Annotated in this window: 27 protein-coding genes; 11 read left to right on the top strand and 16 right to left on the bottom strand. The window is 34.5% G+C overall.

What is annotated here, in order from left to right:
• The first annotated feature begins 1 nt into the window (after position 1).
• Both mrdB and H3U96_RS08565 read left to right on the top strand, forming a co-directional pair.
• Complete coding sequence (gene mrdB, locus H3U96_RS08570) at positions 2-1,108, top strand: peptidoglycan glycosyltransferase MrdB (protein WP_198196314.1); 1,107 nt, start codon at positions 2-4, stop codon at positions 1,106-1,108.
• Positions 1,109-1,122: 14 nt separating this feature from the next.
• Positions 1,123-2,304 (top strand): serine hydrolase, encoded by a 1,182-nt coding sequence (locus H3U96_RS08565; RefSeq protein WP_034900930.1) that lies wholly within the window; start codon positions 1,123-1,125, stop codon positions 2,302-2,304.
• Positions 2,305-2,490: 186 nt separating this feature from the next.
• Here the strand turns inward: H3U96_RS08565 and fliR are convergent, their stop codons facing one another.
• The 13 genes from fliR to fliF all read right to left on the bottom strand — a co-directional run bounded on the left by fliR (position 2,491) and on the right by fliF (position 13,341).
• The gene (fliR, locus tag H3U96_RS08560) at positions 2,491-3,294 is read right to left on the bottom strand and encodes a flagellar biosynthetic protein FliR (protein WP_198196306.1); all 804 of its coding nucleotides are present in this window, start codon (positions 3,292-3,294) and stop codon (positions 2,491-2,493) included.
• Between the two features lie 5 nt (positions 3,295-3,299).
• Positions 3,300-3,569, bottom strand: a complete 270-nt coding sequence (gene fliQ / locus H3U96_RS08555; protein WP_034900933.1) for a flagellar biosynthesis protein FliQ — start codon at positions 3,567-3,569, stop codon at positions 3,300-3,302.
• Between the two features lie 21 nt (positions 3,570-3,590).
• Positions 3,591-4,334, bottom strand: coding sequence for a flagellar type III secretion system pore protein FliP (fliP, locus tag H3U96_RS08550; protein ID WP_370545643.1), 744 nt, complete (start codon positions 4,332-4,334; stop codon positions 3,591-3,593).
• A gap of 3 nt (positions 4,335-4,337) precedes the next feature.
• Entirely contained in the window at positions 4,338-4,739 is a 402-nt protein-coding gene (locus H3U96_RS08545) for a flagellar biosynthetic protein FliO (protein ID WP_198196304.1), read from the bottom strand.
• 20 nt (positions 4,740-4,759) lie between these two features.
• The gene (gene fliN / locus H3U96_RS08540; protein WP_065613537.1) at positions 4,760-5,140 is read right to left on the bottom strand and encodes a flagellar motor switch protein FliN; all 381 of its coding nucleotides are present in this window, start codon (positions 5,138-5,140) and stop codon (positions 4,760-4,762) included.
• Complete coding sequence (gene fliM / locus H3U96_RS08535) at positions 5,133-6,170, bottom strand: flagellar motor switch protein FliM (RefSeq protein ID WP_034900939.1); 1,038 nt, start codon at positions 6,168-6,170, stop codon at positions 5,133-5,135. Before fliM ends, fliN begins: the two co-directional genes overlap by 8 nt.
• A 5-nt stretch (positions 6,171-6,175) precedes the next feature.
• Positions 6,176-6,643 (bottom strand): flagellar basal body-associated FliL family protein, encoded by a 468-nt coding sequence (locus H3U96_RS08530; protein ID WP_034900941.1) that lies wholly within the window; start codon positions 6,641-6,643, stop codon positions 6,176-6,178.
• Positions 6,644-6,857: 214 nt separating this feature from the next.
• Positions 6,858-8,036, bottom strand: a complete 1,179-nt coding sequence (locus H3U96_RS08525) for a flagellar hook-length control protein FliK (RefSeq protein ID WP_086357015.1) — start codon at positions 8,034-8,036, stop codon at positions 6,858-6,860.
• Positions 8,026-8,490: a flagellar export protein FliJ gene (fliJ, locus tag H3U96_RS08520; RefSeq protein ID WP_065579040.1), complete on the bottom strand. Its 465-nt coding sequence runs from the start codon at positions 8,488-8,490 to the stop codon at positions 8,026-8,028. The genes H3U96_RS08525 and fliJ overlap by 11 nt, the downstream gene beginning before the upstream one ends.
• 17 nt (positions 8,491-8,507) lie before the next feature.
• Positions 8,508-9,851, bottom strand: coding sequence for a flagellar protein export ATPase FliI (gene fliI / locus H3U96_RS08515; protein ID WP_217331949.1), 1,344 nt, complete (start codon positions 9,849-9,851; stop codon positions 8,508-8,510).
• Positions 9,852-9,873: 22 nt separating this feature from the next.
• Positions 9,874-10,659, bottom strand: coding sequence for a flagellar assembly protein FliH (locus tag H3U96_RS08510; RefSeq protein WP_086357013.1), 786 nt, complete (start codon positions 10,657-10,659; stop codon positions 9,874-9,876).
• Complete coding sequence (fliG, locus tag H3U96_RS08505; RefSeq protein WP_034900950.1) at positions 10,643-11,641, bottom strand: flagellar motor switch protein FliG; 999 nt, start codon at positions 11,639-11,641, stop codon at positions 10,643-10,645. Before fliG ends, H3U96_RS08510 begins: the two co-directional genes overlap by 17 nt.
• Positions 11,641-13,341 (bottom strand): flagellar basal-body MS-ring/collar protein FliF, encoded by a 1,701-nt coding sequence (gene fliF / locus H3U96_RS08500; protein WP_198196302.1) that lies wholly within the window; start codon positions 13,339-13,341, stop codon positions 11,641-11,643. The genes fliG and fliF overlap by 1 nt, the downstream gene beginning before the upstream one ends.
• A 175-nt stretch (positions 13,342-13,516) precedes the next feature.
• Between fliF and fliE the strand changes: the two genes are divergently transcribed.
• Positions 13,517-13,819, top strand: coding sequence for a flagellar hook-basal body complex protein FliE (gene fliE / locus H3U96_RS08495; protein WP_034900954.1), 303 nt, complete (start codon positions 13,517-13,519; stop codon positions 13,817-13,819).
• 339 nt (positions 13,820-14,158) lie between these two features.
• On the opposite strand, the gene fliT is transcribed toward fliE, so the two are convergent.
• Genes fliT through fliD form a run of 3 tightly spaced genes read right to left on the bottom strand, consistent with a single transcriptional unit; the run spans position 14,159 to position 16,344 of the window.
• Positions 14,159-14,506 (bottom strand): flagellar protein FliT, encoded by a 348-nt coding sequence (gene fliT / locus H3U96_RS08490; protein ID WP_165601607.1) that lies wholly within the window; start codon positions 14,504-14,506, stop codon positions 14,159-14,161.
• Between the two features lie 17 nt (positions 14,507-14,523).
• Entirely contained in the window at positions 14,524-14,901 is a 378-nt protein-coding gene (gene fliS / locus H3U96_RS08485; protein WP_034900965.1) for a flagellar export chaperone FliS, read from the bottom strand.
• Positions 14,902-14,910: 9 nt separating this feature from the next.
• Positions 14,911-16,344, bottom strand: a complete 1,434-nt coding sequence (gene fliD / locus H3U96_RS08480; protein ID WP_198196301.1) for a flagellar filament capping protein FliD — start codon at positions 16,342-16,344, stop codon at positions 14,911-14,913.
• Positions 16,345-16,903: 559 nt separating this feature from the next.
• Between fliD and H3U96_RS08475 the strand changes: the two genes are divergently transcribed.
• From H3U96_RS08475 to flgL, 8 genes are all read left to right on the top strand, one after another.
• Positions 16,904-17,716 (top strand): flagellin, encoded by an 813-nt coding sequence (locus tag H3U96_RS08475; RefSeq protein WP_034900970.1) that lies wholly within the window; start codon positions 16,904-16,906, stop codon positions 17,714-17,716.
• Between the two features lie 186 nt (positions 17,717-17,902).
• On the top strand, positions 17,903-18,619 hold the full coding sequence (locus H3U96_RS08470; protein ID WP_065651991.1) for an RNA polymerase sigma factor FliA: 717 nt from the start codon (positions 17,903-17,905) through the stop codon (positions 18,617-18,619).
• Between the two features lie 191 nt (positions 18,620-18,810).
• Complete coding sequence (gene flhD / locus H3U96_RS08465) at positions 18,811-19,131, top strand: flagellar transcriptional regulator FlhD (RefSeq protein ID WP_065652098.1); 321 nt, start codon at positions 18,811-18,813, stop codon at positions 19,129-19,131.
• Positions 19,132-19,144: 13 nt separating this feature from the next.
• Positions 19,145-19,750, top strand: coding sequence for a flagellar transcriptional regulator FlhC (flhC, locus tag H3U96_RS08460; protein WP_086358409.1), 606 nt, complete (start codon positions 19,145-19,147; stop codon positions 19,748-19,750).
• 58 nt (positions 19,751-19,808) lie between these two features.
• Entirely contained in the window at positions 19,809-20,696 is an 888-nt protein-coding gene (gene motA, locus H3U96_RS08455) for a flagellar motor stator protein MotA (RefSeq protein WP_034900975.1), read from the top strand.
• Complete coding sequence (motB, locus tag H3U96_RS08450) at positions 20,696-21,592, top strand: flagellar motor protein MotB (protein WP_065579048.1); 897 nt, start codon at positions 20,696-20,698, stop codon at positions 21,590-21,592. The genes motA and motB overlap by 1 nt, the downstream gene beginning before the upstream one ends.
• A 163-nt stretch (positions 21,593-21,755) precedes the next feature.
• Entirely contained in the window at positions 21,756-23,399 is a 1,644-nt protein-coding gene (gene flgK, locus H3U96_RS08445) for a flagellar hook-associated protein FlgK (RefSeq protein ID WP_144190094.1), read from the top strand.
• Between the two features lie 15 nt (positions 23,400-23,414).
• On the top strand, positions 23,415-24,353 hold the full coding sequence (gene flgL, locus H3U96_RS08440) for a flagellar hook-associated protein FlgL (protein ID WP_034900980.1): 939 nt from the start codon (positions 23,415-23,417) through the stop codon (positions 24,351-24,353).
• Positions 24,354-24,439 lie beyond the last annotated feature (86 nt).

The raw sequence follows: 24,439 nt of genomic DNA, 5'->3' as shown, positions 1-24,439 counted from the left end.
TATGAACAATATTAAGAAATCTTTTTGGCAAAAGATACATATCGATCCACTTTTTTGCTTATTTATAACCTTACTACTTGGTTATAGCCTTTATATTTTATGGAGTGCTAGTGGCCAAAATGTAGATATGATGCAAAAACGAGTTATCCAAATAATTCTTGGTTTTTTTGTGATGATTGTTTTTGCCCAAATTTCACCGCGAAGCTATGAACAGTGGGCACCTTATCTCTATATTGCCTGTATTATTATATTACTATTAGTTGATATTTTCGGTTATACCAGTAAAGGTGCTCAACGTTGGTTAGATTTAGGCGTCATTCGTTTTCAACCGTCAGAAATTGCTAAAATTACTGTACCATTAATGGTAGCTAAGTTTATTCATCGTGACGGCTGCCCACCACCGCTTAAAACAACTTTGCAAACTTTAGCTATTATTGGTGTACCTACCTTATTAGTAGCAATGCAACCCGATTTAGGAACGGCTATTTTAATTATTATGTCGGGTATTTTTATTATCTTTTTGGCTGGGATTAACTGGCGATTTATTCTTGTTGCTTTGATATTGATAGCCATATTTTTACCGATTATGTGGTTTTATTTGATGCATGATTATCAGCGTGAACGAGTATTAACATTATTTAATCCTGAGCGTGATCCTAATGGTGCTGGTTATCATATTTTGCAATCGAAAACCGCGATAGGATCGGGAGGAATATGGGGTAAAGGTTGGCTTGAAGGTACGCAATCTCAGCTAGAATTTTTACCGGAAAGACATACAGACTTTATTTTTTCAGTTATCGCTGAAGAGTTTGGTTTTATTGGCTCTATTGTTTTGTTAGTCTTGTTCTTATGTTTAATTATACGTGGATTAATTATTGCCGCACAGGCACAAACGACGTTTGGACGAATACTGTCTGGTGGTTTGATTTTAGTATTTTTTGTCTATGTATTTATTAATATCGGTATGGTCAGTGGAATCTTACCAGTAGTTGGTGTACCATTACCACTAATAAGTTATGGTGGCTCTTCTCTGGTCGTTTTAATGGCAAGTTTTGGCATTATGATGTCTATTCACACTCATCGATACATGTTATCTAAAAACATTTAACGGAATTTTTATAAATGAAAAAGAAATTAAAATTATCTTTTGGTTTGTTGGCGCTTGCAATATGTTCTTCTGCCTCTGCAGAGATGGCTTTTCCTATTCCAGCTATCCCTCAATTAGATGCAGAAGCCTATATTTTAATCGATGCCAAATCTGGCGAAATCCTAGCGCAATATAATGCTGAACAACAACGCGATCCAGCAAGCTTAACTAAAATGATGACCAGTTATGTTGTTGGCCAAGCATTAGAATCAGGCCGTATTAAAAATGATGATATGGTGCTGATCAGTAAAGATGCATGGGCAACCGGTAACCCGGTTTTAAAAGGCTCATCATTGATGTTTTTAGAGGTTGGTAAAACGGTTTCGGTTGCCGATTTAAATAAAGGTATCATTATTCAATCGGGTAATGATGCATGTATCGCTATGGCTGAACATGTTGCTGGTAGTCAAGGTGCTTTCGTTAATTTAATGAATGAATATGCCAAAAAAATAGGTTTGCAACATACCCATTTTGAAACGGTACATGGCCTTGATGCACCAGGTCAGTATACAACAGCTAAAGATATGGCACTATTAGGTCAAGCTTTGATTCGGGACTTACCAACTGAATATGCTATCTATAAAGAAAAAGAGTTCACCTATAACCTGTCTAAACCACAATTGAATCGCAATGGTTTACTTTGGGATACAACTTTAAATGTAGATGGTATTAAAACCGGTCATACGAATGCTGCTGGTTATAACCTTGTTGCATCAGCGGTTGATGGTAATACCCGTTTAATTTCAGCCGTGCTTGGTGGCCGAACCTTTAAAGGTCGTGAAGAAGAGAGTAAAAAATTACTCACTTGGGGATTCCGATTCTTTGAAACAGCTAATCCAGTTAAGCCTAATGCACCATTAGTGACAGAGTCAGTTTGGTATGGCGATGAAAACAAAGTAAATTTAGGGACTATTAATGGTGCTTATATTACTGTGCCAAAAGGCCGTTCAGCTGACGTTAAAGTACAATACACCATTGATGATTACATCTATGCGCCAATTACCAAAGGTGCTGCGGTTGGTAAAATCCAATTTTTATTAGATGATAAAGTGATCAACGAACAACCTTTAGTTGCCCTTGAAAATGTTGAAGAAGCGGGCTTCTTTGGTAATATTTGGGATTGGATAAGCTTACAATTCCATAAATTATTTAATTAATTTTTAATTTATAATTAACTTGAACCGTTGTGTAACGCAAAGCTACACAGCGGTTTTTTATTATCTCGTATAAGCAACTATTAGTTATATACATGGTTAATAGCCTTTAATGTTAAGGCTAAAAAACCCCGTTCCTCAAAATTTTTTGTTAAAAAATACCCCTGAATTTTATTAAGCTTAATTGGCTTAATTATTGGTGGCTGTAAGATAGATTAAAATTTGCGAAGTAGTTGAAAATATCTGTTCTAAAATAAATTCAACAAATGAAGGTAAGGAGGAAAATAAATAACTTAACATCATTAAGCCACATAATAAGGTAAGTGGATAGCCAACTACAAAAATTGATAACTGTGGGGTAATTCTATTTAATAGCCCTAACGACAAATTAATAATCAACAATAACGTCATTAATGGTAATGCCAACATAACGCCATTACTAAATAACAAACCGGTTGTTTCGATTAAGGCTAAGTGACCGTTGGCCTTTAAAGGTGAAACGCTAATAGGAATAATCTCAAAGCTGTTAGCTAATCCATACAGTAACCATAGATGGCCATCTAAGCTGAGAAATATCAACAAGGCAATAATGTTAATTAAACGTGACAGTACGGAAGTAGATGGTCCACCAATAGGATCATAAAAGGTTGCCATGCCTAATCCCATTTGCATACCAATTAATTCACCGGCAAATCTTACTGTTAAAAAAGTAAGTTGTACGGTAAAACCGATTATGATGCCAATCATGATTTGCTGGGCAATAACCCAGATACCGAGTAATGAATAAAGGGTAAGGTTGTCGTCTAACTTTGGTAACGGTAATAAAATGACGATCAGCACTGCTAAACCGATTTTTAACCGATTTGGCACCTCTTTTTCACCGACAATAGGTGCGACCATAATTAGCGCTAAAATACGGGTAAAAGGCAGAAAACTTGATCGAACCCAAGCAAAAAAATCAATATTAAACAGATCGTGAATCGCGGTGTCCATTAAGGTTAACTAGTTAAGTTAGGAATATCAGTAATAACCAGACGGATATAATCGATCATAGTTGTCAGCATTGAGGGGCCTAAAATGATTAATACTAACACCACCGCTAAAATCTTAGGAATAAAAGATAAGGTCATTTCATTAATTTGGGTTGCCGCTTGTAACAAACTGATAATTAGCCCAGTGACTAAGGCTGCAAGTAATAAAGGGCCTGCAAGTGATGCGGCAACTTTGATTGCTTGAATGGCAAAATGGCTAATATATTCAGAAGGCATATAATCCCTTTATTGTTGGCGTTAATTAAAAAAGCTTTGTGCTAATGAACCTAACAATAAATGCCAGCCATCAGCTAATACAAACAACATAATTTTAAAAGGTAGTGATACTGTTGCTGGTGGTACCATCATCATCCCTAATGCCATTAATGTACTGGCAACAACTAAATCAATGACTAAAAAAGGAATAAACAGCGTAAAGCCAATTTGAAAAGCGGTTTTAAGTTCACTAACCACAAAAGCTGGGACTAAAACTCGTAGCGGGATATCTTCACGCGTTTGAATATCACCAGAATGGGACATATTAACAAATAGTGTTAAATCACTTTCACGAGTTTGACTCAACATAAATTCACGCAGTGGTTTGCTTGCCTCCGTCAAACTTTGTTGCATAGTGATTTGTTGTTGAGAATAGGGAAGATAAGCATCTTGATATATTTTATCCAATGTCGGTGACATAATAAAAAATGTCATAAATAGGGCAATACCCAAAATTAATTGATTAGGCGGTGCTGATTGGGTACCAAGTGCACTACGTAATAGCCCTAACACAATAATGATACGAGTAAAACTCGTCATTAATAGTAATATAATTGGGATAAACGTCAGTAGGGTTAAAAAAACTAAAGTTTCAACTGGTAATGACCAAGTTTGCCCTTCTGGTAGTGAGGTTTGAGTAACAATTGTTAACGGTGATAATTCAGCATAACTATATTGGCTGGCCAGCAATAAGCTAAATAAAATAATAAGTTTTAACCGCACAATTAATTACACCTTTTTACTGTTTAGCACAGATTTTAATATCTGATTGAACAGATTATTTTTTGACTGTTGTTCAACGTCAGCAGGATCTGCGAATAACATTTCAGTACGTTGTTCATTGATAGTATGGAGTAAAGTCATTTGTTGGGCTGTAACCCCGACCACCAGTAATTGATGGTCAACATAAACCAGCATAATGCGATCTTTGGCATTTATATTGTAAGTTGCTTTAACATCAATGAATTGCTTAGTAGATCTTTTCCAACCTAACCGTTTTATTAGCCAGGTTAAAACGAAAATAATGGTAATAACACTAAAAAAGGCTATTCCTATTTGGCTATATAAACTTGATTCAGTAGGAATAGACGAAAAGTTTTGTATACCGGCGTTGATTGTTGATTCACTCATGGTTATCTCATTAATGGTTATTAACGACTTAATCTACGTACCCGTTCTGATGGGGTAATAATATCGGTAATTCGTACACCATAATTGTCACCCACCACCACGATCTCGCCTTGCGCAATTAAGTAACCGTTAATTAAAATATCTAATGGCTCACCAGCTAAACCATCTAAGGCGATAACAGATCCTTGAGTTAAATTTAATAGATCTTTAATGGCCATTTTGGTACGGCCAAGTTCAACACTTAAATTAACCGGAATATCTAAAATAAGATTAATATCTTGTTCTTTTACATTTGATGGTTGGGGTGAAAGGGTTTCAAAAATAGCTTCTGTCGTTACCGATTCTTCATCAGTTAAGTTAGTTGGTTGGCTATCATCACTGTTATTTGGCATATCACTCATTGAACACTCCTTCATTCAATTGTTCTAATACAGGGTTGCTTATTTGCTCTACTTGAATTGCATATTGTTTATTTACACTACCATATTGACCTTTTAAAACCGGTACGCCACCAATTGTGACATCTAGGCTGGTTGGTTTTTCAATATCCAAAATGTCGTTTACTTTTAATGCTAATAATTTGGCAACAGTTGTTTGAATATTTGTAAAATTAGCGACTAACTCAACCGTTGATTGTTTAATACCGCTAGTGAGTGAACTCATCCAGACATTATCATCTTGATGGGTTTGGCTTTCGATCGGTGGTTTAATTAATAACTCTTTAATAGATTCAACCATTGCATATGGAATGCAAATGCAGAAAGTTGCTTTAAAGTTACCAATTTCAATTAAAAATGTCGAAGTTAACACTACATCATCGGGAGAGCTGGTGATATTGGTAAATTTACTCTCTACTTCAGAACGAATATATTCAGTTTCAATGCTGTATACGTCAATCCATGAATTTTGATATGTAGTTAAAGCAAGATCTAATACTCGTCTAATAATTTCTTGTTCGGTATGGGTAAATTCACGTCCTTCAGTATTCATATTGGTGGTATGTCCATCACCGCCGAAAAGTGTATCAACAACAATAAATACCAGTTCTGGTGAAAAAGAAAATAAGCAGCTACCCCGTAAAGGATTAAGATGAACTAAATTTAAATGGTAAGTTGCCGAGATATGCGAAAACTCTTTAAATGTTTTTGGCTCAATTGGCGAGGTAATAACATCCGTATTACGACGTAATAAATTGAATAAACCAATTCGAAATTGACGAGCAAAGCGTTCATTAATGATTTCTAATGCTGTTAGTCGTTCAGGGATAAAACTATGTTTAACTGATATATCATAAGGTTTTACTTCAGTCCGTTTGCTTTGCTGTGATTGATAATTTTGCACAATATCTTTTTCAATACTGGCAGCATTATCCGGTGAATGTTTAGCTAAAGATTCACTTTTATCGCTAGTAGATTGAAGCTTATCCGACATGATAATTACCTTATAATGAAATCAGTGAATAACACTTCATCAATTTTTACTGAATGTTTGGCATCGTATTGACGTGATAATGCTGTTTTTATTTGCTCTTGTAATTCGAGTTTGCCAGATTCTTTTTTCAAATTATTGACATATTGTTTTGAGGTTAACAGCAATACATCACTTCTTACTTCAGGCAAATATTCTAATAATACTGTTTTTTGATCTTCATCTTCGACGCGTAACACCATACCAACATATAGAATTTTATTGATATCTAAATTATCTTCAGAAGGAGGTAATGTAATGGTAAATGGTTTTAGAGTTAAAAAAACCGGTGATGAAACTTGAGGTTCTTGATGAGTATGTGTCGTATTTTTAGCTTGATTTTCGAACCATAAATAAGCTGCTGAACCTATTGCGAGTAAGGTAATTAGAATAAGTATTAGGTTTAAAATTCTTACTTTTTTATTGGTGGTTTGCATATTTATTATTGTCTCAATGAAAATTAACGAAAGATTTGTAGCTATTTAAATAACCAAAAATTACCAAAATAATAAATCATGCCGTAAGAATTAATCGGAAGAATAGGCAATAAAAATATTATCTATTCAACCTTTTTAATATTAAGTTATCAACGTTAAACACTGTTAAAAACGTAGATATCAATTATTTTATAAATATTGCCATAACCATTATTTAGGCAAAAATACTTAATCCTGATTGAACAACCTTAGTATGATGATTAATTTTTTGTTGAATTGGATTGATATCATCTAATAGTTGCTCTGTTTCAGATTGTTGTGGTTGTTGATAAGAAGATGACTGTTTAGAATCATTCATCATTGAAAAATCACTAATGTTAGTGTGTTGTAAAGTGATACCTTGTTGTTCCAATGAGCTTCTTAACATGGGGAGTGCTGATTCTAACACACCCTTAACCATATTATGCGCAACCGCCATGTGCAGATCGATTTTGTCATCAACCATGGCTAATTTAATATGTAATGATCCTAGTTCTTGTGGATTTAATTTTATTTCGGCATTTTGAATACCTTGTCGACTGATCAAACAAATTTGTTCATTTAAAGATGCTTGCCACTTACTAATATCCATGGGCATCGGTAAATTTAAGTTTAAGATGGTTGGATTTGTTGTAAAGGTTGGCGGATTAAATAGCGATGATTGGCCATTTAGATCTATTGATAAAGCCATTTCTGATGGTGTATTAGCCAAATTAGTAGTAAACAATTTATCTGTCAGCGTTGACGCTAAATCAGTATGATGATCATTGCTATGATTATTTACCAGCGTATCAGTTGACTGTGTTTGATTAATGATCAAATGTGCATTTTTGGTCGTTTGTGGCTGATTATTTTCCCAAGCCAATAAATGACTATGGTTTGGCTTAGTGGTTTTGTTGATTAATTGCTCACTGTGATTAATTGAGGCAATAATTTCGGCAGCTTTTTCATCAATATTGGTGTGCTGTTTGATATCATCAGTACATTGTGTATCCAACTTTGGATCAATCATGGTTGGATTAGCTTCTAATAATAGTTTAGTTTCATATATTGCTTCATTTTTCGGTTGGGTATCCGATTGTATATTTTGCTGTATATCATCTTGCGGATTGAATGGCATAGAAAATAATATAAATAACTCTTCACTTTCCATTCGTTCTTTCTGCTCTAACTCATTGTCTTTTATGTTTGCAGCATTAACGTGATTATTATTATCACTTAGCCATTGTTGTTTTTCGGTAAGTTGTAATAATTTTTGGAAAAAATCATCATCAAGAATAGATAACTTGTTGTCGTTTAATTCAAATTGTTGAGATGAGATTAATGGAATATCGTTAAACTGATTAATATTCATTCAATGTTCTCCTTGCTATCTGCTGCTGAGCAAATTCATCGGTTAATTTTTGTTGTAAACGACTCTGTTGTAGTAACAGTTTTTTATGTTGTTTATCTAATAATGTAGTATAAGTATTTAGGCTTTTTTGTGATTGATTAAGCTCATTGGTGATCTGCTTTTGTTTTATATCTAAAGCTAATAGTAGTTTTTTTTGTTGCGCTATACCTTGTTCAATAGCTGTAATAAAAGCATTAAAATTATTTAGTTCCGATCCTTTAATGCCGCTGGATAAAGCATTATTTAGCCGTTGTTGGTACTCGTGATAATAATCATTTAATACATTTAGTTGTGATTGTGCATTACGTTTATTCTCGTGGGCATGTTTTAATTTAATCAATTTATCATCAACTGCTTTTTCAGCGAGCTTTTTTAACGTTATAAATGCAAATTTACCATGATGTTGATTGGCCATAATTCTTTCCTAATTTATCAGCGAGCTGCAACAATATTGGTTAATTGTTGATAAGCGTCTTGATAACTACAATGCTCATTGATTCCTTGTTGTAAAAATTGCTGCATAGCTGGAAAAAGTGAGATAGCTTTATCTAATAATGGATCGGTTCCAGCTACGTAAGCACCAACATTAATCAAGTCCCGATTGCGCTGGAAACTTGAAAATAATTGTTTAAATAACCGTGATTTTTTTTCATCTTCTGGCGGGGTAAGATCGGTCATTACACGACTGATTGACGCTTCGATATCAATGGCTGGATAATGCCCCGATTCAGCTAGTGAACGTGATAATACTATATGACCATCAAGAATTGCCCTTGCTGAATCAGCAATAGGATCTTGTTGGTCGTCACCTTCGGTTAACACAGTATAAAAAGCAGTAATTGCACCTTTTCCTTTGGCATCATTACCTGCTCTTTCAACTAATGCTGGCAATTTTGCAAATACTGATGGTGGATAACCTTTGGTTGCCGGTGGTTCACCGATGGCTAAGGCTATTTCCCGTTGTGCCATGGCATAACGGGTTAGTGAATCCATGATTAGTAATACATTAAACCCTTGATCACGAAAATTTTCGGCAATTTTTGTGGCATAAGCTGCACCTTGTAGACGTAATAATGGCGATACATCGGCTGGTGCCGCGACGATGACTGAACGCGCTAAGCCTTCTTCACCAAGGATGTTTTCGATAAAATCTTTTACTTCCCTGCCTCGTTCGCCAATCAGACCAACCACAATAATATCGGCTTTGGTATACCTAGCCATCATGCCAAGTAGGACACTTTTACCAACACCAGAACCAGCAAAAAGCCCCATTCGTTGACCTTGGCCAACGGTTAATAATGCATTGATAGCACGAATGCCGACATCTAATACTTGATGAATAGGCGTGCGAGTCAGAGGGTTTAGTGATTTATTGATTAATCCTTCATATTCAATATTTTCTGGTAAAGGTTTACCATCCAATGGTTTGCCCATTGCATCAACTATTCGTCCTAATAACCCCGTACCAATAGGTAAAACTTTATGGCTAAAATGGGTTAAATCATATTGTGAGGTATATACTCTGGCATCAAGTAATATGCCATCAGTTGATTCAAATGGCATCAGATATAAGGTTTTACCATTAAAACCAATGACTTCACACTCAACGGCTTGCACTTTTCCATCTAATTGCCGTTCGACAAAGCAGTTAGAACCTAAAGGTAATTTTAAGCCTACGGCCTCTAAAACTAAGCCCGAAGCTTTAACTAAGCGACCATATTGACGGATTAACGATATTGACTGTAATTTTTGTTGCGCACCATCAATTTTAGTCATCCATTGCGTACAAAAGTCCACCTTAATGTTCAACTCCATGTACATTATCTGAGATGATTTGCCAATGATGGGTTACACTGGCGTCGATCTCATTGGTTTGGGTAAATATTTTGCAACCACCTAATTCGATATTGGCATCGGCTATAAACTGCCATTGCTGTGGTTGCAACTCATTATTTAGTTGTGGTTCAAGCCATAACAAGTCTGTTGGATTAATTCGTACTACAATTGGTGGATTAACAATTGTATTTTGTTCAATTAATGATTTTATAATATGTAATAATTGTTTTTGTTTGACTTTTGATAAGGAACCAACTGTTTTTTCGGCAGCAAGTAAAGCTAAGTCAAATAGCTTTGGTACAATTTTTTCATCAATTTGGCTAATCGATTGCTGAAAGCTGATTGCTAAATTTTTGATGGCATTTATGCTAGTTAATTTTTCTGCTGTTAACTGTTGTTCTATTGTGTCCAGCCCTTCTTGGTGTCCGAGTGTGAATCCTTGTTCATAGCCAGTCTGTTTGCCAATATTAAAACCTTCTTCTTTACCTAAATTAAAGCCTTCTTGGTATGCTTCATCTCTTGCTTGTTGTTTAATATTTTCGAGTTCTAGCAATATTGCTGGGCTATTAATATCAAAAGAGTCTTCATCTTGATCATCGTGGCTATCTGGCTCTAATGGTGGCGCAAATTCTTCCAACTCTTCTGGCTGTTGTTGGCTGGTTAATGGTGACAATTCGCTAAGTGCCAAATCTTGGAAATGCAATGGTTTCCAACTTACACTATTAGTATGATTATACATATTCATCATCACCACTCGTTAAGATCATCTCACCAGTTTCTGCTAAGCGCCGTGCAATAACCAAAATTTTCTTCTGTTCGGTTTCGACTTGCGACAAGCGAACTGGTGGTCTGTTTTCTAAATCTTCTCGTAATATTGAAGCAGCGCGTTGTGACATATTTGCTAAGAGTTTTTCGCGTAAGGTTTCTGTTGCCCCTTTCATGGCGATAATTAAGGTTTCATTATCCACCTCTTTGAGTAGACGTTGGATACTTCTATCATCGACATCCACCAGATTTTCAAATAAGAACATTTCATCAATGATTTTTTGAGCAAGCTCATTGTCATAATCACGTAATGCATTGATAACCAGTTCTTCTTGTTGTGATTTCATCAGATTGATAATTTCTGCTGCGGTGCGGATGCCACCCATGTTATTAAGTTTGATATTTTGTCCATGTAGTAAGGTTGATAATGATGTCGATAACACTTCTAATGCTGATGGCTCTACACCACCGAAAGTTGCAATACGTAGCATGACGTCATTACGTAATTGGTCATCAAATAAATTTAAAATCTCAGCAGCCAAATCGCGATTTAAGTGAACTAAAATGGTGGCGATAATTTGTGGGTGTTCTTTTTTAACTAAATCAACCGCGCGTGCAGCATCGACAAAGTTAAGCATTTTTAAACCATCAGTGGTATCTTCGATATCGGTATCTAATAGTTCATCAAGTAAGCGGTTAGCTTTATCGCTACCAATTGATTTTTCTAGAACTTTTCTTAAATAGCCATTGGTATCCGTATTTAATACTGCACAATCATCAAGAGTAGTTTGACACTCATTAAGAATATTTTTCAGTTGTTCTTGAGTTAATTGTGGCAATCCCATCATGGCACTACTAATTTTTTGTACCTCTTTATGGTTTAAAAATTGCATTACTTTGGCTGCTAATTCTTCACCTAAAATCATTAAAATTGTCGCCGATTTTTGCGCTTCAGTTAAATTCATTACTCGGTGTCCTTCTTGTTCATCCAACCACGTATAATCAGAGCCATTACACGAGGATCTTTCTCGACAATTTTGCGGATGTATTGCTGTTGTTGCATATTATCTTCAAAAATTTTCTGTTGCAGTTTACTGTGTGCTTTGTAATCAAGCTTATCTTCATTAGCCATTGTGCCATCAGATGATCTGTTATCAGTATTAAGATATTGTCTTTGAATTTTAATCCATATCGAACGTAATACTTTGCGCCATGCAAACCAGATTATTAAAATGTAAATCAGATATTTAATCGCGACTTTCAGCATGTCGAAAACTTCATGTTTTTGTAAAAAGACCATGGCGGCATTTTCATCTTCAATTTGATCGGTAAATTTCAAATTAGCTACTGTTAATGAATCACCACGCAAGTCAGAAAATCCCATTGCTTGACGGGCAAGCGCTTCAATATGGGTGAGTTCCTCTTGATCTAGTTTTACCCATTTTTCAACGGCTTCTTTTTCTGAATTTTCCTCATTTGCCGCTGTGACTTCATCGGCGGAAATAAATTTATAATTAACTAAAACAGCGACAGATAAACGCCTGATACGACCTTCAGGGATTTTGCTATGAATAACTTGACGATTAACTTCAAAGTTCAATGTCTTATTTGACTGTAAATGATACATTTTTTGTTTATCGTCTTTATCTTTGCTATCGCCCTCACCATCAATTGGTGCACTAGGCGTTGGTACCGGTTGATTAGATAAAGCGCCCGGCACACCACCGATAGTGTTGCTTGATGCTAATTGGCTATTTTCAGTTTGTTGCTTACTGCGAATAGTTTGGTTGCTGGCATCGCTATTGGGATCATAAATTTCCGATGTTGACTCTTGCCGACTAAAATCGATATCCGCATTCACTTGTACCTTAACATTTTGTTGTCCCAAAATAGGGATAATAATTTTTTCTACTCTTTCTCGTACTAGATTTTCGATGCGTTCACTATATTCTAATTGGGCAATATTAACGTTATTGTCACGGTATCTTTCACCGGTTAATAAATTGCCTTTTTGATCAATAATCGTCACCTTATCTGCTTGTAATTCTGGAACACTACTCGAAATTAAGTGAATGATGGCATCAATTTGACCTTGCGATAAAGCTCGACCTGGTAATAAAGTTAGTGCAACAGATGCCGAAGGGAATTTTCTTTCTCGAACAAATAAAGAGGGTTTAGGCATCGCTAAATGCACTCTGGCATCATCTACACTACTAATAATGGCAATGGTTCTCGATAGTTCGCCTTCTAATGCTCGTTGATAGTTGATTTGTTCATTAAACTGACTCATGCCAAAACTTTCTTTGTCGAGTAGTTCAAAACCAATTGCGCCACCTTTAGGCAAACCCTGCTGGGCTATTCGTAAACGAGTATGATAAATTTGATTTTGGGGAATTAAGATAGTTGTGCCAGAGGATGAAAATTTGTAGGGAATATTTAACTTATCAAGTTGGCTAATGATTTCACCGCCATCTTTATCATTCAAATTACTAAATAATACGCCATAATTATCGTCTTTAAGCCATAAGTAAGTAATACTACTAATTGCTATTACAATTACTCCTACAATAAGGAGTAGCATTTTACGATTTATTTTTAATTGATTAATAAAAGGTAACTTACTCAATATTGATTCGCCTTTGTTACCAACTGCCTGGCTATCCATATGTATCCTAACACTAAACTGACTAGATTAATTCTAGGGTTTATTATCTGTGTATTTAAAAAAATCAATAGCTAAAAAAGCATATGCTTTACCCTTTAGTTATCGCTTTTAGATTGTTATCTTTATGATAATTTACGCTATAACTTGATTAAGACGAATAACCGTGACCTTTATTATGAATAGTATTGATGCCTTTAATAGCACAACATTAACCCAACTTGATTTTTCACATAAGCAATCTATTAATCACAGTGAACAAAATTTTATGGCTGAATTAAAAATGGCATTAGATAAAATCAGTCAAACACAAATAGACGCTAGCCAGCAAGCTAAAGCATTTGAGATGGGTGAAGCCAATATCGCATTAAATGAGGTGATGGTTAGCATGCAAAAGTCTTCAGTTTCTTTACAATTTGGTATTCAAGTTCGCAATAAATTAGTCGCAGCATATCAAGAAATCATGAATATGAATGTTTAAACCATTATCGGATGGTTACTTATCGACTAGATGATATATTTTGGTTTAAAAAATAGTATTAATTAATCGCCAATTTTTATCCTAAATTGGCTTAAACTCACCACTATTGTTGTTACAACGACTATCGAGATACTCGCTATAAGATTATTTTTCAAGTTAAAAATGCATTAGTTATTGTGAAGTAAGCTAGTCACCAGTACAAGCAAAGTATATACATTGACGATGTAAAATTAATCAAAAAAAGTTTGCGGAGTGGGGTTTTTGGCAGATAAAACTAGCTAAAAAAACCCCGTTCCTCAATTATTTTTGTACTATTTTTTTGACTACTCTGTGAATAATTTAAACTAAATTGGCGATTGTTTGGTAGCTATCTATTTTTGCTTGATAATCAACCTGTTCACCAATTAATTGGCTTAATTCATTATGTCGCAGATGGATTAATTGCTTTAATTGCTCATGATAACTAAGAATATTATTGATATACATTTGAATCATATCTTGTTGTGATAATGGTATATTATCAATAGTAGTTAACCCATTTTTGAGTTGAATATCACGTGCTAACTGCTGATATTTAGTTTGCCAACTAATTAATAATTCCCAATTTTCTTGTTGTGCATTAATTAGCATTTGCTCAACAACATAATTAAGTTGCTCGTATTGTTCTAATACTAGATTCGTATTCAATTCTGCTACATCCATAACTATGCTATCTCACGCCAAGCTTGGGCAATATTATTAAGCAGATCAAAACAAGTTTGCAGTATTTGCGTATCATTATGTAGATTAGCGAAAACCAGTTGTTGACTGATATATTGATATAACTGATCTAAATTTTCAGCAATTTCACCGCCTTGATCTAAATCAAGGCAACTTTTAAGCCCATTATCAATGATATTGATAGCTTTAGAAATGGCTTTTCCTTTACCAGCAATATTACCCTTTTGTATATATAACTCAGCTAAGCGAATAGCATTTAATGCGCCATCAAATAACAAAACAATAAGCTGATGAGGTGAAGCCTGACTAACGCTAGTTTCTAAATTAACTTGTTTATAAGCTTGAGATCCCATTTTATACATTGTTATGCCTTATTTTTTTAAATTCGCCATCATTTCAAATTGGGTGGTAAGGTAATTGCTCATACCATTTAATTCATTGATTAAGATATCTAGTTTTGTGAATTGTACCCGATAACGCTCGATAGTTTGGTCAATAGAGTTATTGACTTGGTCATAGCGTTTATCTAATGATTTTAAGGTAGAATTTAAACCGTTAGTTGCCGTATCAATCATGCCGTCGCTATCAATAAAGCTACTTACTTTGGCAAAGACTTCGTTGGCAATGCCAGTTGTTTCACCATCACCAGTAAATAAAATGGCGACTGCTTCACTGTTTTCTTTAAGGGCTTTTTCTAATTCGTTTTCTTTAATTACCAGCTTGCCATTACTATCCATATTGATACCAATTTGTGCTAATACCGATAATTCTCCTGTTTGACCTTTAGAAAATATAGAGCGAATACTTTGATCAATATTACGGAGTGTTGAATCACCAATCAGTGGGCCATTACTATTATTTAATTCATCTGAATTGGCATCACCAGCGGTAAATTGCGTTAAGCTTGATATAGTTGATTGTAATTGATTAAAGGCATCAACCCACTCTTTAAGGGCTTCTTGAGCTTTGTCATTGTCAGCGCTGATGGTTAAATTTTGCGCTGTTGTAGTGACTGCTTTTAATGTGATATCGACACCAGGAATAACCTCTTTAACGGTATTTGATGAGCTATTAATCGTTATACCATTAAAGCTAAATTTAGCATCTTGCGCTTTAGCCACTTCACTCATAGCTGATGAATTAGCTTGATTAGCATTAAAACCAATTAGTGAATTAAGCTTATCATCATCGGATGAAATTGAGGTAATGGCTTGTTGTTCACCGGTTTCTTTTGATGTGATAATCAGTTGATAGCTATCAGTTCCAGAACGGACAATAGTGGCGTTTACCGTTGTTTCACTGGTTGAACCATCTTCATTAATCACCTTAGCTTGATTGATTGCATTGGCTATCGATTCGAGCGATGTGTCATCTTTGCCTAACGTGATATTTAATTTTTGGCCATTAGCTTGTTCTATTGTGAGGGTACGGGTTTCATTATTATTACCTAACGCTGATGTTTTATCGTTAATAGCATTAGTAGCAACACTATGGGCAGTGGCAAGTTGTTCGACGCTAACCGCATAATTACCTAATTGGGCCTTGCTATTTACATTAGTGGTAAAATAGTTGTCATTACCAGATGCAAAACGCGCTTGAAACAGCTCTTTTTTTTGCAGTTTTGCTGTTGCGCTGTTGAATGTTGATAATGCACTTTTTAATTTACCAAAACCGCTTATTTTGTTATTAACTGCTTTTTGTTGGGCCTTTATCGGTGTAAGACGATTTTTTTCAACGGCTTCTAATTGATCTAATACTTCATTTAAATCAATACCAGAACCAATTCCTAATATACTCATTGCCATGATTGATTATCCTAATATAAATTCTTTCATCCCTTGTTTTATCGACCAATGCCGTAAAAAGTTTAGCTGTTTTTAGTTTTTTATCTTTACTAATAAATAAGTCGGTTTTGGCAATGAGAATATTGATAATCAGTTTTATCTATTAAAAAACGAGTTAGTTATCTTAATCAATAGTAATGTTAGCTGTCCTTTATGTTGCCTAACATTAAAATTGTGTAGTGAAACTTCCAATATCATTACTATTGATTGATTAGAAAATATATTGCAATGAATTAAATTGGGACAAGCTTAAGTTTTGTTGCCACAAATTAAGGCTATATTAACCAGTCGATTCAACGATACATAACTTCGATTACTACACATATAAACATGTATGATGCCCTTTAATCATGTTCATCAAACTACTTAGTTATTCAGCTTTATTTAATACCAACAAATAAAAATTCAAAAAAATATTAAAGTTTCTTTTTTTAATACCGATAACTAAACCATCAGCATATATATTGAATTATTTTTCAATATCTCGTTGATCTAACTAATCATATTAAAGGAGATAAAAATGGCACAAGTAATTAATACTAATACTATGTCTTTAATGGCAAGAAACAACCTTAATCATTCTCAAAGCGTGCTTGGAACTGCAATTGAGCGTCTATCATCTGGTATGCGTATCAACAGTGCTAAAGACGATGCGGCTGGTCAAGCAATCGCTAACCGTTTTTCTTCTAGTATTCGTGGTCTAACTCAAGCTGCACGTAATGCCAATGACGGTATTTCAATTGCACAAACTACAGAAGGTGCGTTAAACGAAATCAATAATAACGTACAACGTATTCGTGAATTAACTGTTCAAGCAGCAAACGGTACTAACTCTGAAAGCGATCTTGTATCAATCCAAAATGAAATCGACCAACGTTTACAAGAGATCGACCGTGTATCAGCACAAACTGACTTCAATGGTACTAAAGTATTATCAGAAGACAAAACCCTTAACATTCAAGTTGGTGCAAATGATGGTGAAATCATTGCTATCAATTTAAAACAAATTGACAGCGACAAATTAGGTTTAGCTAGTTTTAATGTATCAGATGCACCAACCGCAGATCCATTAAAAACAATTGATGCGGCATTATCAAAAATTGATGAATTACGTGGTGAGCTTGGTGCGGTACAAAATCGTTTTGAGTCAACTGTAACTAACATCAACAATACTGTAAATAACTTAAGTTCAGCACGTAGCCGTATTGAAGATGCAGATTATGCTGAAGAAGTATCTAATATGACACGTGGTCAAATCTTACAACAAGCTGGTACTTCAGTATTAGCACAAGCTAACCAAGTACCACAATCAGTATTGTCTTTATTACAATAAAACCATACAAGTACATAGATAGAATTTCGGTCACTCTAATTTTGTACGATAACAATAGTGGTATTTTTTAATACCACTATTGTTAATAATGTTAATTACCTATTTTTTAATATCTTATTCTTGCCATTAACTCAATCAATTATCGTCATAATAATCATTAGCATTTTTTTACATTGGTTCAGAAAAATGAGTGATAGCCTGTATAACTCTCAAGGTGTAGTGAATCAAATCGATTGGCAACAATATCTGTATTTAGTTCGTAATGAAGCGTTGAAATTAGCAGTTCGATTGCCAACCACGATTGAACTTGATGACTTACTGCAAGTTGGTTATATAGGTTTATTAGAGTCTATAAAACGCTATGATGCATCTCAAGGATATACTTTTACTACCTTTGCTATTCCAAGAATAAAAGGGGCTATGCTAGATGAATTGCGTAGTCGAGATTGGTTACCACGGCAAACACGGAAAAAAATTAAAGATGTCACTAAAGCTATTAATGAATTAGAACAAAAATTAGGCATACCTCCCAATGATCAGCAGATAGCTGCTCATCTGCAATTATCTCTGACTGAATATCACAAAGTATTATTAGATTCAAATTATAGCCAAATCTGTTCTTATGATGAGATTCACAAAAAACTCGGCGATAATTTGGATGCGTTAATTGAGCCTGACGCCGATAACAATCCTTTCGCTTCCATTATTAATGATGAAATTCGCAATATTATTGTTCAACAAATTGGTAACTTACCAGAAAAAGAAAAAATGGTTTTAGCTCTCTATTATCAAGAGGAATTAAATTTAAAAGAGATTGGAAAAGTGTTGGATATTAGCGAATCTCGAGTAAGTCAATTACATAGCCAAGCAATTAAACGAATACAAAGTAAAATTGTTTTATAAAAAAAAGAATTAAAACAGTAAAACATGGAAAAATAAATCGAAAATAAATTGAAATGATTTTTTTATTGACCTTTCGAATTTAAAAATGTAACTTTAAGTTTAAAAAAGTGGTGTTAGTTGTATTTTATTAATTTTGCGTTTTTTTATACGAACGCAAGCAGATATGGATTGTGGTGGTTAAATTGGGAAATATACAAGATGACGATATTTTGAAATGTATTCATCATTTAAATCTTTCAACGCTTTTATTAAGTCAAAAGATGCTTGAAAAAGATAAAGTGATGGCGATGTATCGATTAGGAATTGATGAAAAAACAGCTGATATCTTGAGTAATTTAAGTGCTTCTCAAATGTTGGTTCTATCTGAAACCAATCAATTAACATTTCAATTTAGATTTAAAAATTCAGCAATGATGGAAAAATTAACTGAGGAATCTCGCATTAGTGATATAAAGCAGATGCATACAGGGATCCTTCTATCAAGCTTACTTTTAGATTCAATTAATAAGTAGGTAGATAATAAAGATGAGTAGCACAAGCATTATTCAAAAGTATAAAGAAGTTCAATTAGCTATTCGATTAATTTCACTCGGCGCTAGAATCCAAATGTTGGAAAGTGAAACCAATTTAAGCCGTGGTAAATTAATTAAATTATATAAAGAAATTCAAGGATGTCCTCCTCCTAAAGGTTTGCTTCCCTTTTCAACTACGTGGTTTATGACTTGGGAGCCCAATATTCACTCAAGTATGTTTTATAATGCTTACCATTTTTTAGTTAAACATGGCATTAAACCTGGTGTTCAGGCCATTTTAAAAGCCTATCAACTCTATTTAGAGCAGTGTTCCTTTCCTCAAGATGAAGAGCCTATTTTAGGATTAACCCGAGCATGGATTTTAGTTAAATTTGTTGAAAGTAATGTTATGCAGCAGTCAAGTTGCAAGGAGTGCAAAGGGCGATTTATTACCCATGCTTATCAACCGCATAATAGCTTTGTGTGCAGTTTATGCCAGCCACCATCAAGAGCAGAAAAAAATAATAAAACACATAAAGAGAGTCATGCCAAATGTTTACAAGTTTTATCAATACCAAATGCATTTAATTTAGTCACAGCAAATCAGGTAACAATTTAAGTAAATATTAAGCAGTACAACAGAGTTAGTTATATTTTATGGAGATAAAGGAAAGCCAATGCTAATAATTATAGGATATATTGTGGTTATCGCTTCAGCCTTAGTCGGCTATGTGCTAAGTGGCGGGTATTTGGCGGTACTTTTTCAACCATTAGAGTTTCTCATTATTGGTGGGACAGCTATTGGGGCCTTCATTGTAAGTAACGAAAAGAAAGTTATCAAAGCGACACTTAAATCACTAGGTAATTTATTTAAAACCTCAAAATATAATAAAACACTTTATTTAACATTAATCAATTTAATGTACACCATATTAACTAAAGTGCGTCAAAGTGGTGGCTTATCGATTGAAGAAGATATCGATAATCCCAAGGAGAGTGAGTTATTTAAAAAATACCCACTTATTTTAGCCAATCCGCAAGTTTGTGATTTTATCACTGATTATTTACGTTTGATGATCAGTGGCAATATGGAAGTATATGAAATCGAAGCACTAATGAATGAGGAAATAGAAACCTATACTCATGAACTTGAAAAACCAGCCGATGCCATTGCTAGCGTTGGTGATGGTTTACCTGCTTTTGGTATTGTAGCGGCAGTTATGGGGGTAATTAACACCTTAGCACAAGCAGACCGGCCAGCTAGCGAATTGGGTGAGCTTATTGCCCATGCTATGGTTGGTACCTTTTTAGGTATTTTACTGGCTTATGGTTTTGTGTCGCCTTTAGCAGCCTTATTAAGGCAAAAAAATGCCGATACAGTAAAAATTTTAGAATGTACTAAAGTGATTCTTATTGCCAGTATGCATGATTATGCGCCGCAAATTTGTATTGAGTTTGGTCGCAAAACAATTTTTTCCCACGAACGGCCATCTTTTTTTGAATTAGAAAAATATATTCAAGAAGTGAAAGATAAAAACGCTAACCCAACAGAAAATAATGAATAATGAAAAAGAAGTCAGTAAGAATAGTTATTTCTAAAAAGAAATCCGGTCATGGCGGTGGCCATCATGGTGGATCATGGAAGATTGCTTATGCTGACTTTATGACGGCGATGATGGCGCTATTTCTCGTCATGTGGTTAATTGCTAAGTCCAGTCCACAAGAGTTACAAGGCATTGCTGAATACTTTAGAACACCATTGATTTTAGGTCAAAATGGTGGCAAAAATATCAGTGATAGTGAAAGTCCGATACCGGGTGGTGGCGATGATGTATCTAAAAATGTAGGTGAAGATAAAAATACCATATTGAATGATCATCCTGTCGAATCTGATTTGAATCAAGATGAGAAACATCAATTAATTGATACAGCGAATAAAATATATGAAGTATTTGAACTTGATCCTCGACTACAAAAATTAGCCGCTAATCTTATCGTTGAACTAACAGAAATGGGGTTAAGAATTCAGATTTTAGCCACCGATGATAAACCGATGTTTGATGTTGGTAGTGCGGTTATTCATCCTAATATGCAAGAAATTTTGTATGCTTTAGCGCCAATCATAAATTCGTTACCTAATAAAATGACGTTATCTGGTCATACTGATGAGCGTCAGTATATAACCGGTGATCGTGGTTATAGTAACTGGGAGTTATCCGCAGATAGAGCAAACTCATCAAGAAGAGAGCTGATCGCTGGTGGATTAGATTCCAATAAAATCATTCGTATTATTGGTTTAGCCGATACGGTGGGATTAAATAACCCAAATTACAGCAAAGATGCCAATCGTCGTATTAGTATATTAATTTTGAACAAATCAGCACAGCAATATATTGAAGATGAAAATACCATGACTGGCATCGATTTTTTAAAACAGGCTAAACAAATTAAATCAGAATAATATCAACATAAATACTCAGATTAAGCTGGTTAAAAAATTAAAATCAAAAAAAATCCATTTTTATCTAAAAATAATTAAAGTTTTTAAATTGAAGGCCGATATAAATAATAACACTTTAGTTTAATAATTTTATTATTAACTGAGATTATATTTAGGAGCCTTTATGTCAAATTCATTGATGAATACCGGTATTAGTGGATTAAATACAGCACAAAATATGCTTAATGTGATTAGTAATAATATTAGTAATGCACATACAGTTGGTTATAACCGCCAGCAGCAAATTTTGCGTCAAGCAAACGGTACTAAGTATAATTTTGGCTTTGTAGGTAATGGTGTTGCGGTATCATCAGTTAACCGTGCATATAACAGTTTTGTGGTTGGTCAATTACGCCAATCACAATCGCAAAATGGTTCGATAAAAGCCTATTACAATGAATTATCAAAAGTCGATAATTTACTAGCTGAAAACGAAAACAGCATTTCTTCACAATTAAATAATCTGTTTGCTAGCTTAAATAAGCTCTCTTCCAATGCGGGTGATGCTGCAACAAAACAGACAGTGATTAGCGATCTTACCTCTTTAGTCAGCCAGTTCAATAAAACGGAATTGAATTTAAAAAATCAAATTGCCAATATCAATACTGAACTGACGAATAACATAGATAAAGTTAATACTTATACCCAACAAATTGCCGATCTCAATCAAAAAATTGCCAAATTACAGGCTGTCAGTGGTGGTCATGAACCTAATTCTTTACTAGATGAACGAGATCAACTGGTAACTGAATTAAGTGAACTGATTGGTATAACTGTTACCGAGCAAAATGGCCAATATAATATTTCGCTTAGCAATGGTTTAAGCTTAGTACAAGGCGCATCGACAAATCAGTTATCGGTGCAGCCTTCGGCCTCTGATCCAGCCTTAAATACGATTATTTACACCCATAATTCTGGTGCGACACAAGAACTGACAAGTCAAAATATCGCATCAGGCCGATTAAATGGACTATTAGCTTTTCGTGATGGACCACTCCTTGAAGCTCGTAATCAATTAGGGTTGCTGGCGTTAAATTTAGCTGAGCGCTTTAATGAAGTACATACGTCTGGCGTTGATGTTAATGGCGATCCTGGCGAAAAACTATTTGATTATCACAAACCGACTAGTATTGCTAATAGCAAAAACCAAGGTAATGCTACCGTTAAAATGGATTATAACTCAGTAACTGAAGTCAAAGCTTCTGATTATAAAATAGAGTTCAATGGCAACGATTGGGTAGTAACCAGATTATCTGATAATCAACAAATTACCCCACAAGTTAGCGATGGTAAGTTAGTGTTTGACGGCTTATCGATTGAAATTACTGGCAATGCTGTTGCTGGTGATAGCTTTTTACTTAAACCTGTTGCCGATGTAGCCTCATCATTACAGTTACTGGTTAAAGATGTAAATAAACTCGCGACCGGTATTAACGATGATGAAAATGGTAGTGGTGATAATCGAAATGTGGCTAAACTACTTGATATACAAAATGAAAAACTAGTTAATGGTACTAAAACCTTAAATAGTGCGTATACATCATTAGTTAGTTATGTAGGTAGTGAGACGCAGACCGCTAAAATTTCAGCACAATCGAGTCAAAATATCACTCAAGAAATTTATGAGCAGAATCAATCTATCTCTGGTGTGAATATCGAAGAAGAATATATTTCTATGCAAGTTTATATGCAATATTACCAAGCAAATGCCAAGGTTATTGATGCGGCAACGACAATATTTGATACCATTTTAGGTTTGGCCAAATAATAAAAGGATTTAGACATGCGACTTAGTACTCATTCAATGTATCAAAAAAATCTAAATAGTATTTTAAATACCAATACCAAATGGCAAAAGTCAGGATTACATTTGGCAACCGGCAAGAAAATATTATCACCTTCAGATGATCCGATGGGTGCTTCACAAACATTAATTTTAAAGCAAGCTCAATCAAGAAATAACCAATTTCAAGCAGCGCGAGATAGTGTTGATAAATCATTAAGTCGGCAAGATACAGTATTAAAAGAAGCGAATACTGTGATTCAATCAATCCAAGAAACTTTAGTTTATGCCGGTAATGAGACGTTAAATGATGAAAACAGACAAGATTTAGCTAATAAGCTACAAGGATTAAAAGATCAGTTAATTTCGTTAGCCAATGCTAAAGATACCAATGGTAATTATCTGTTTGCTGGTAATAAAAATGATACCCCTCCTTTTGTGGTCGATGAAAGCGGTAAAGTGAATTATGTCGGTGGTGCAACCACGATTAATGTTTTCATCGATGATACCCGTGAAGTATCGCTAAGTTTTACTGGCCAACAGATTTTTATGACAGGCGCCAATACAGAAGTAGAAAGTGATGTCTTTGCGAGTATCGATTATGCCATAGCGGCATTGCAAATTGGTTTAGATGATAATGACCCTGAAGCTATTGAACAGTTTCGATTAGGTTTATCTAAAGCCAGTCAAGGTGTTGATAACTCATTTGAAAACATCTCGACTGTTAGAGCTGCAGGCGGAAATGTATTGGCTGAAGTCGAAAGATTAACCGCACTAGGTAAAACCTTAGATATTGATTTTGAAACGCAAATTAGTCAAATTGAAGATGTTGATTGGTATGAAGCGATTTCAGATTATGTGATGCTACAAGCAAATTTACAAGCAGCACAATATACATTTATGAACATGCAAAACATGTCATTATTTCAAATGAAATAATCTATTATTAATTTTCTTACGTCCTAAACATTACTATTCATCTAACAAACAGGGGGTGCAACCTCCTGATTATCGATTTGCTTACG

This window comes from Gilliamella sp. M0364 (genome assembly GCF_016100565.1).
GTDB lineage: Bacteria > Pseudomonadota > Gammaproteobacteria > Enterobacterales > Orbaceae > Gilliamella > Gilliamella apis.
Note: the sequence above shows the minus strand (reverse complement) of the source record. Positions and strands in the feature narration are given on the sequence as shown.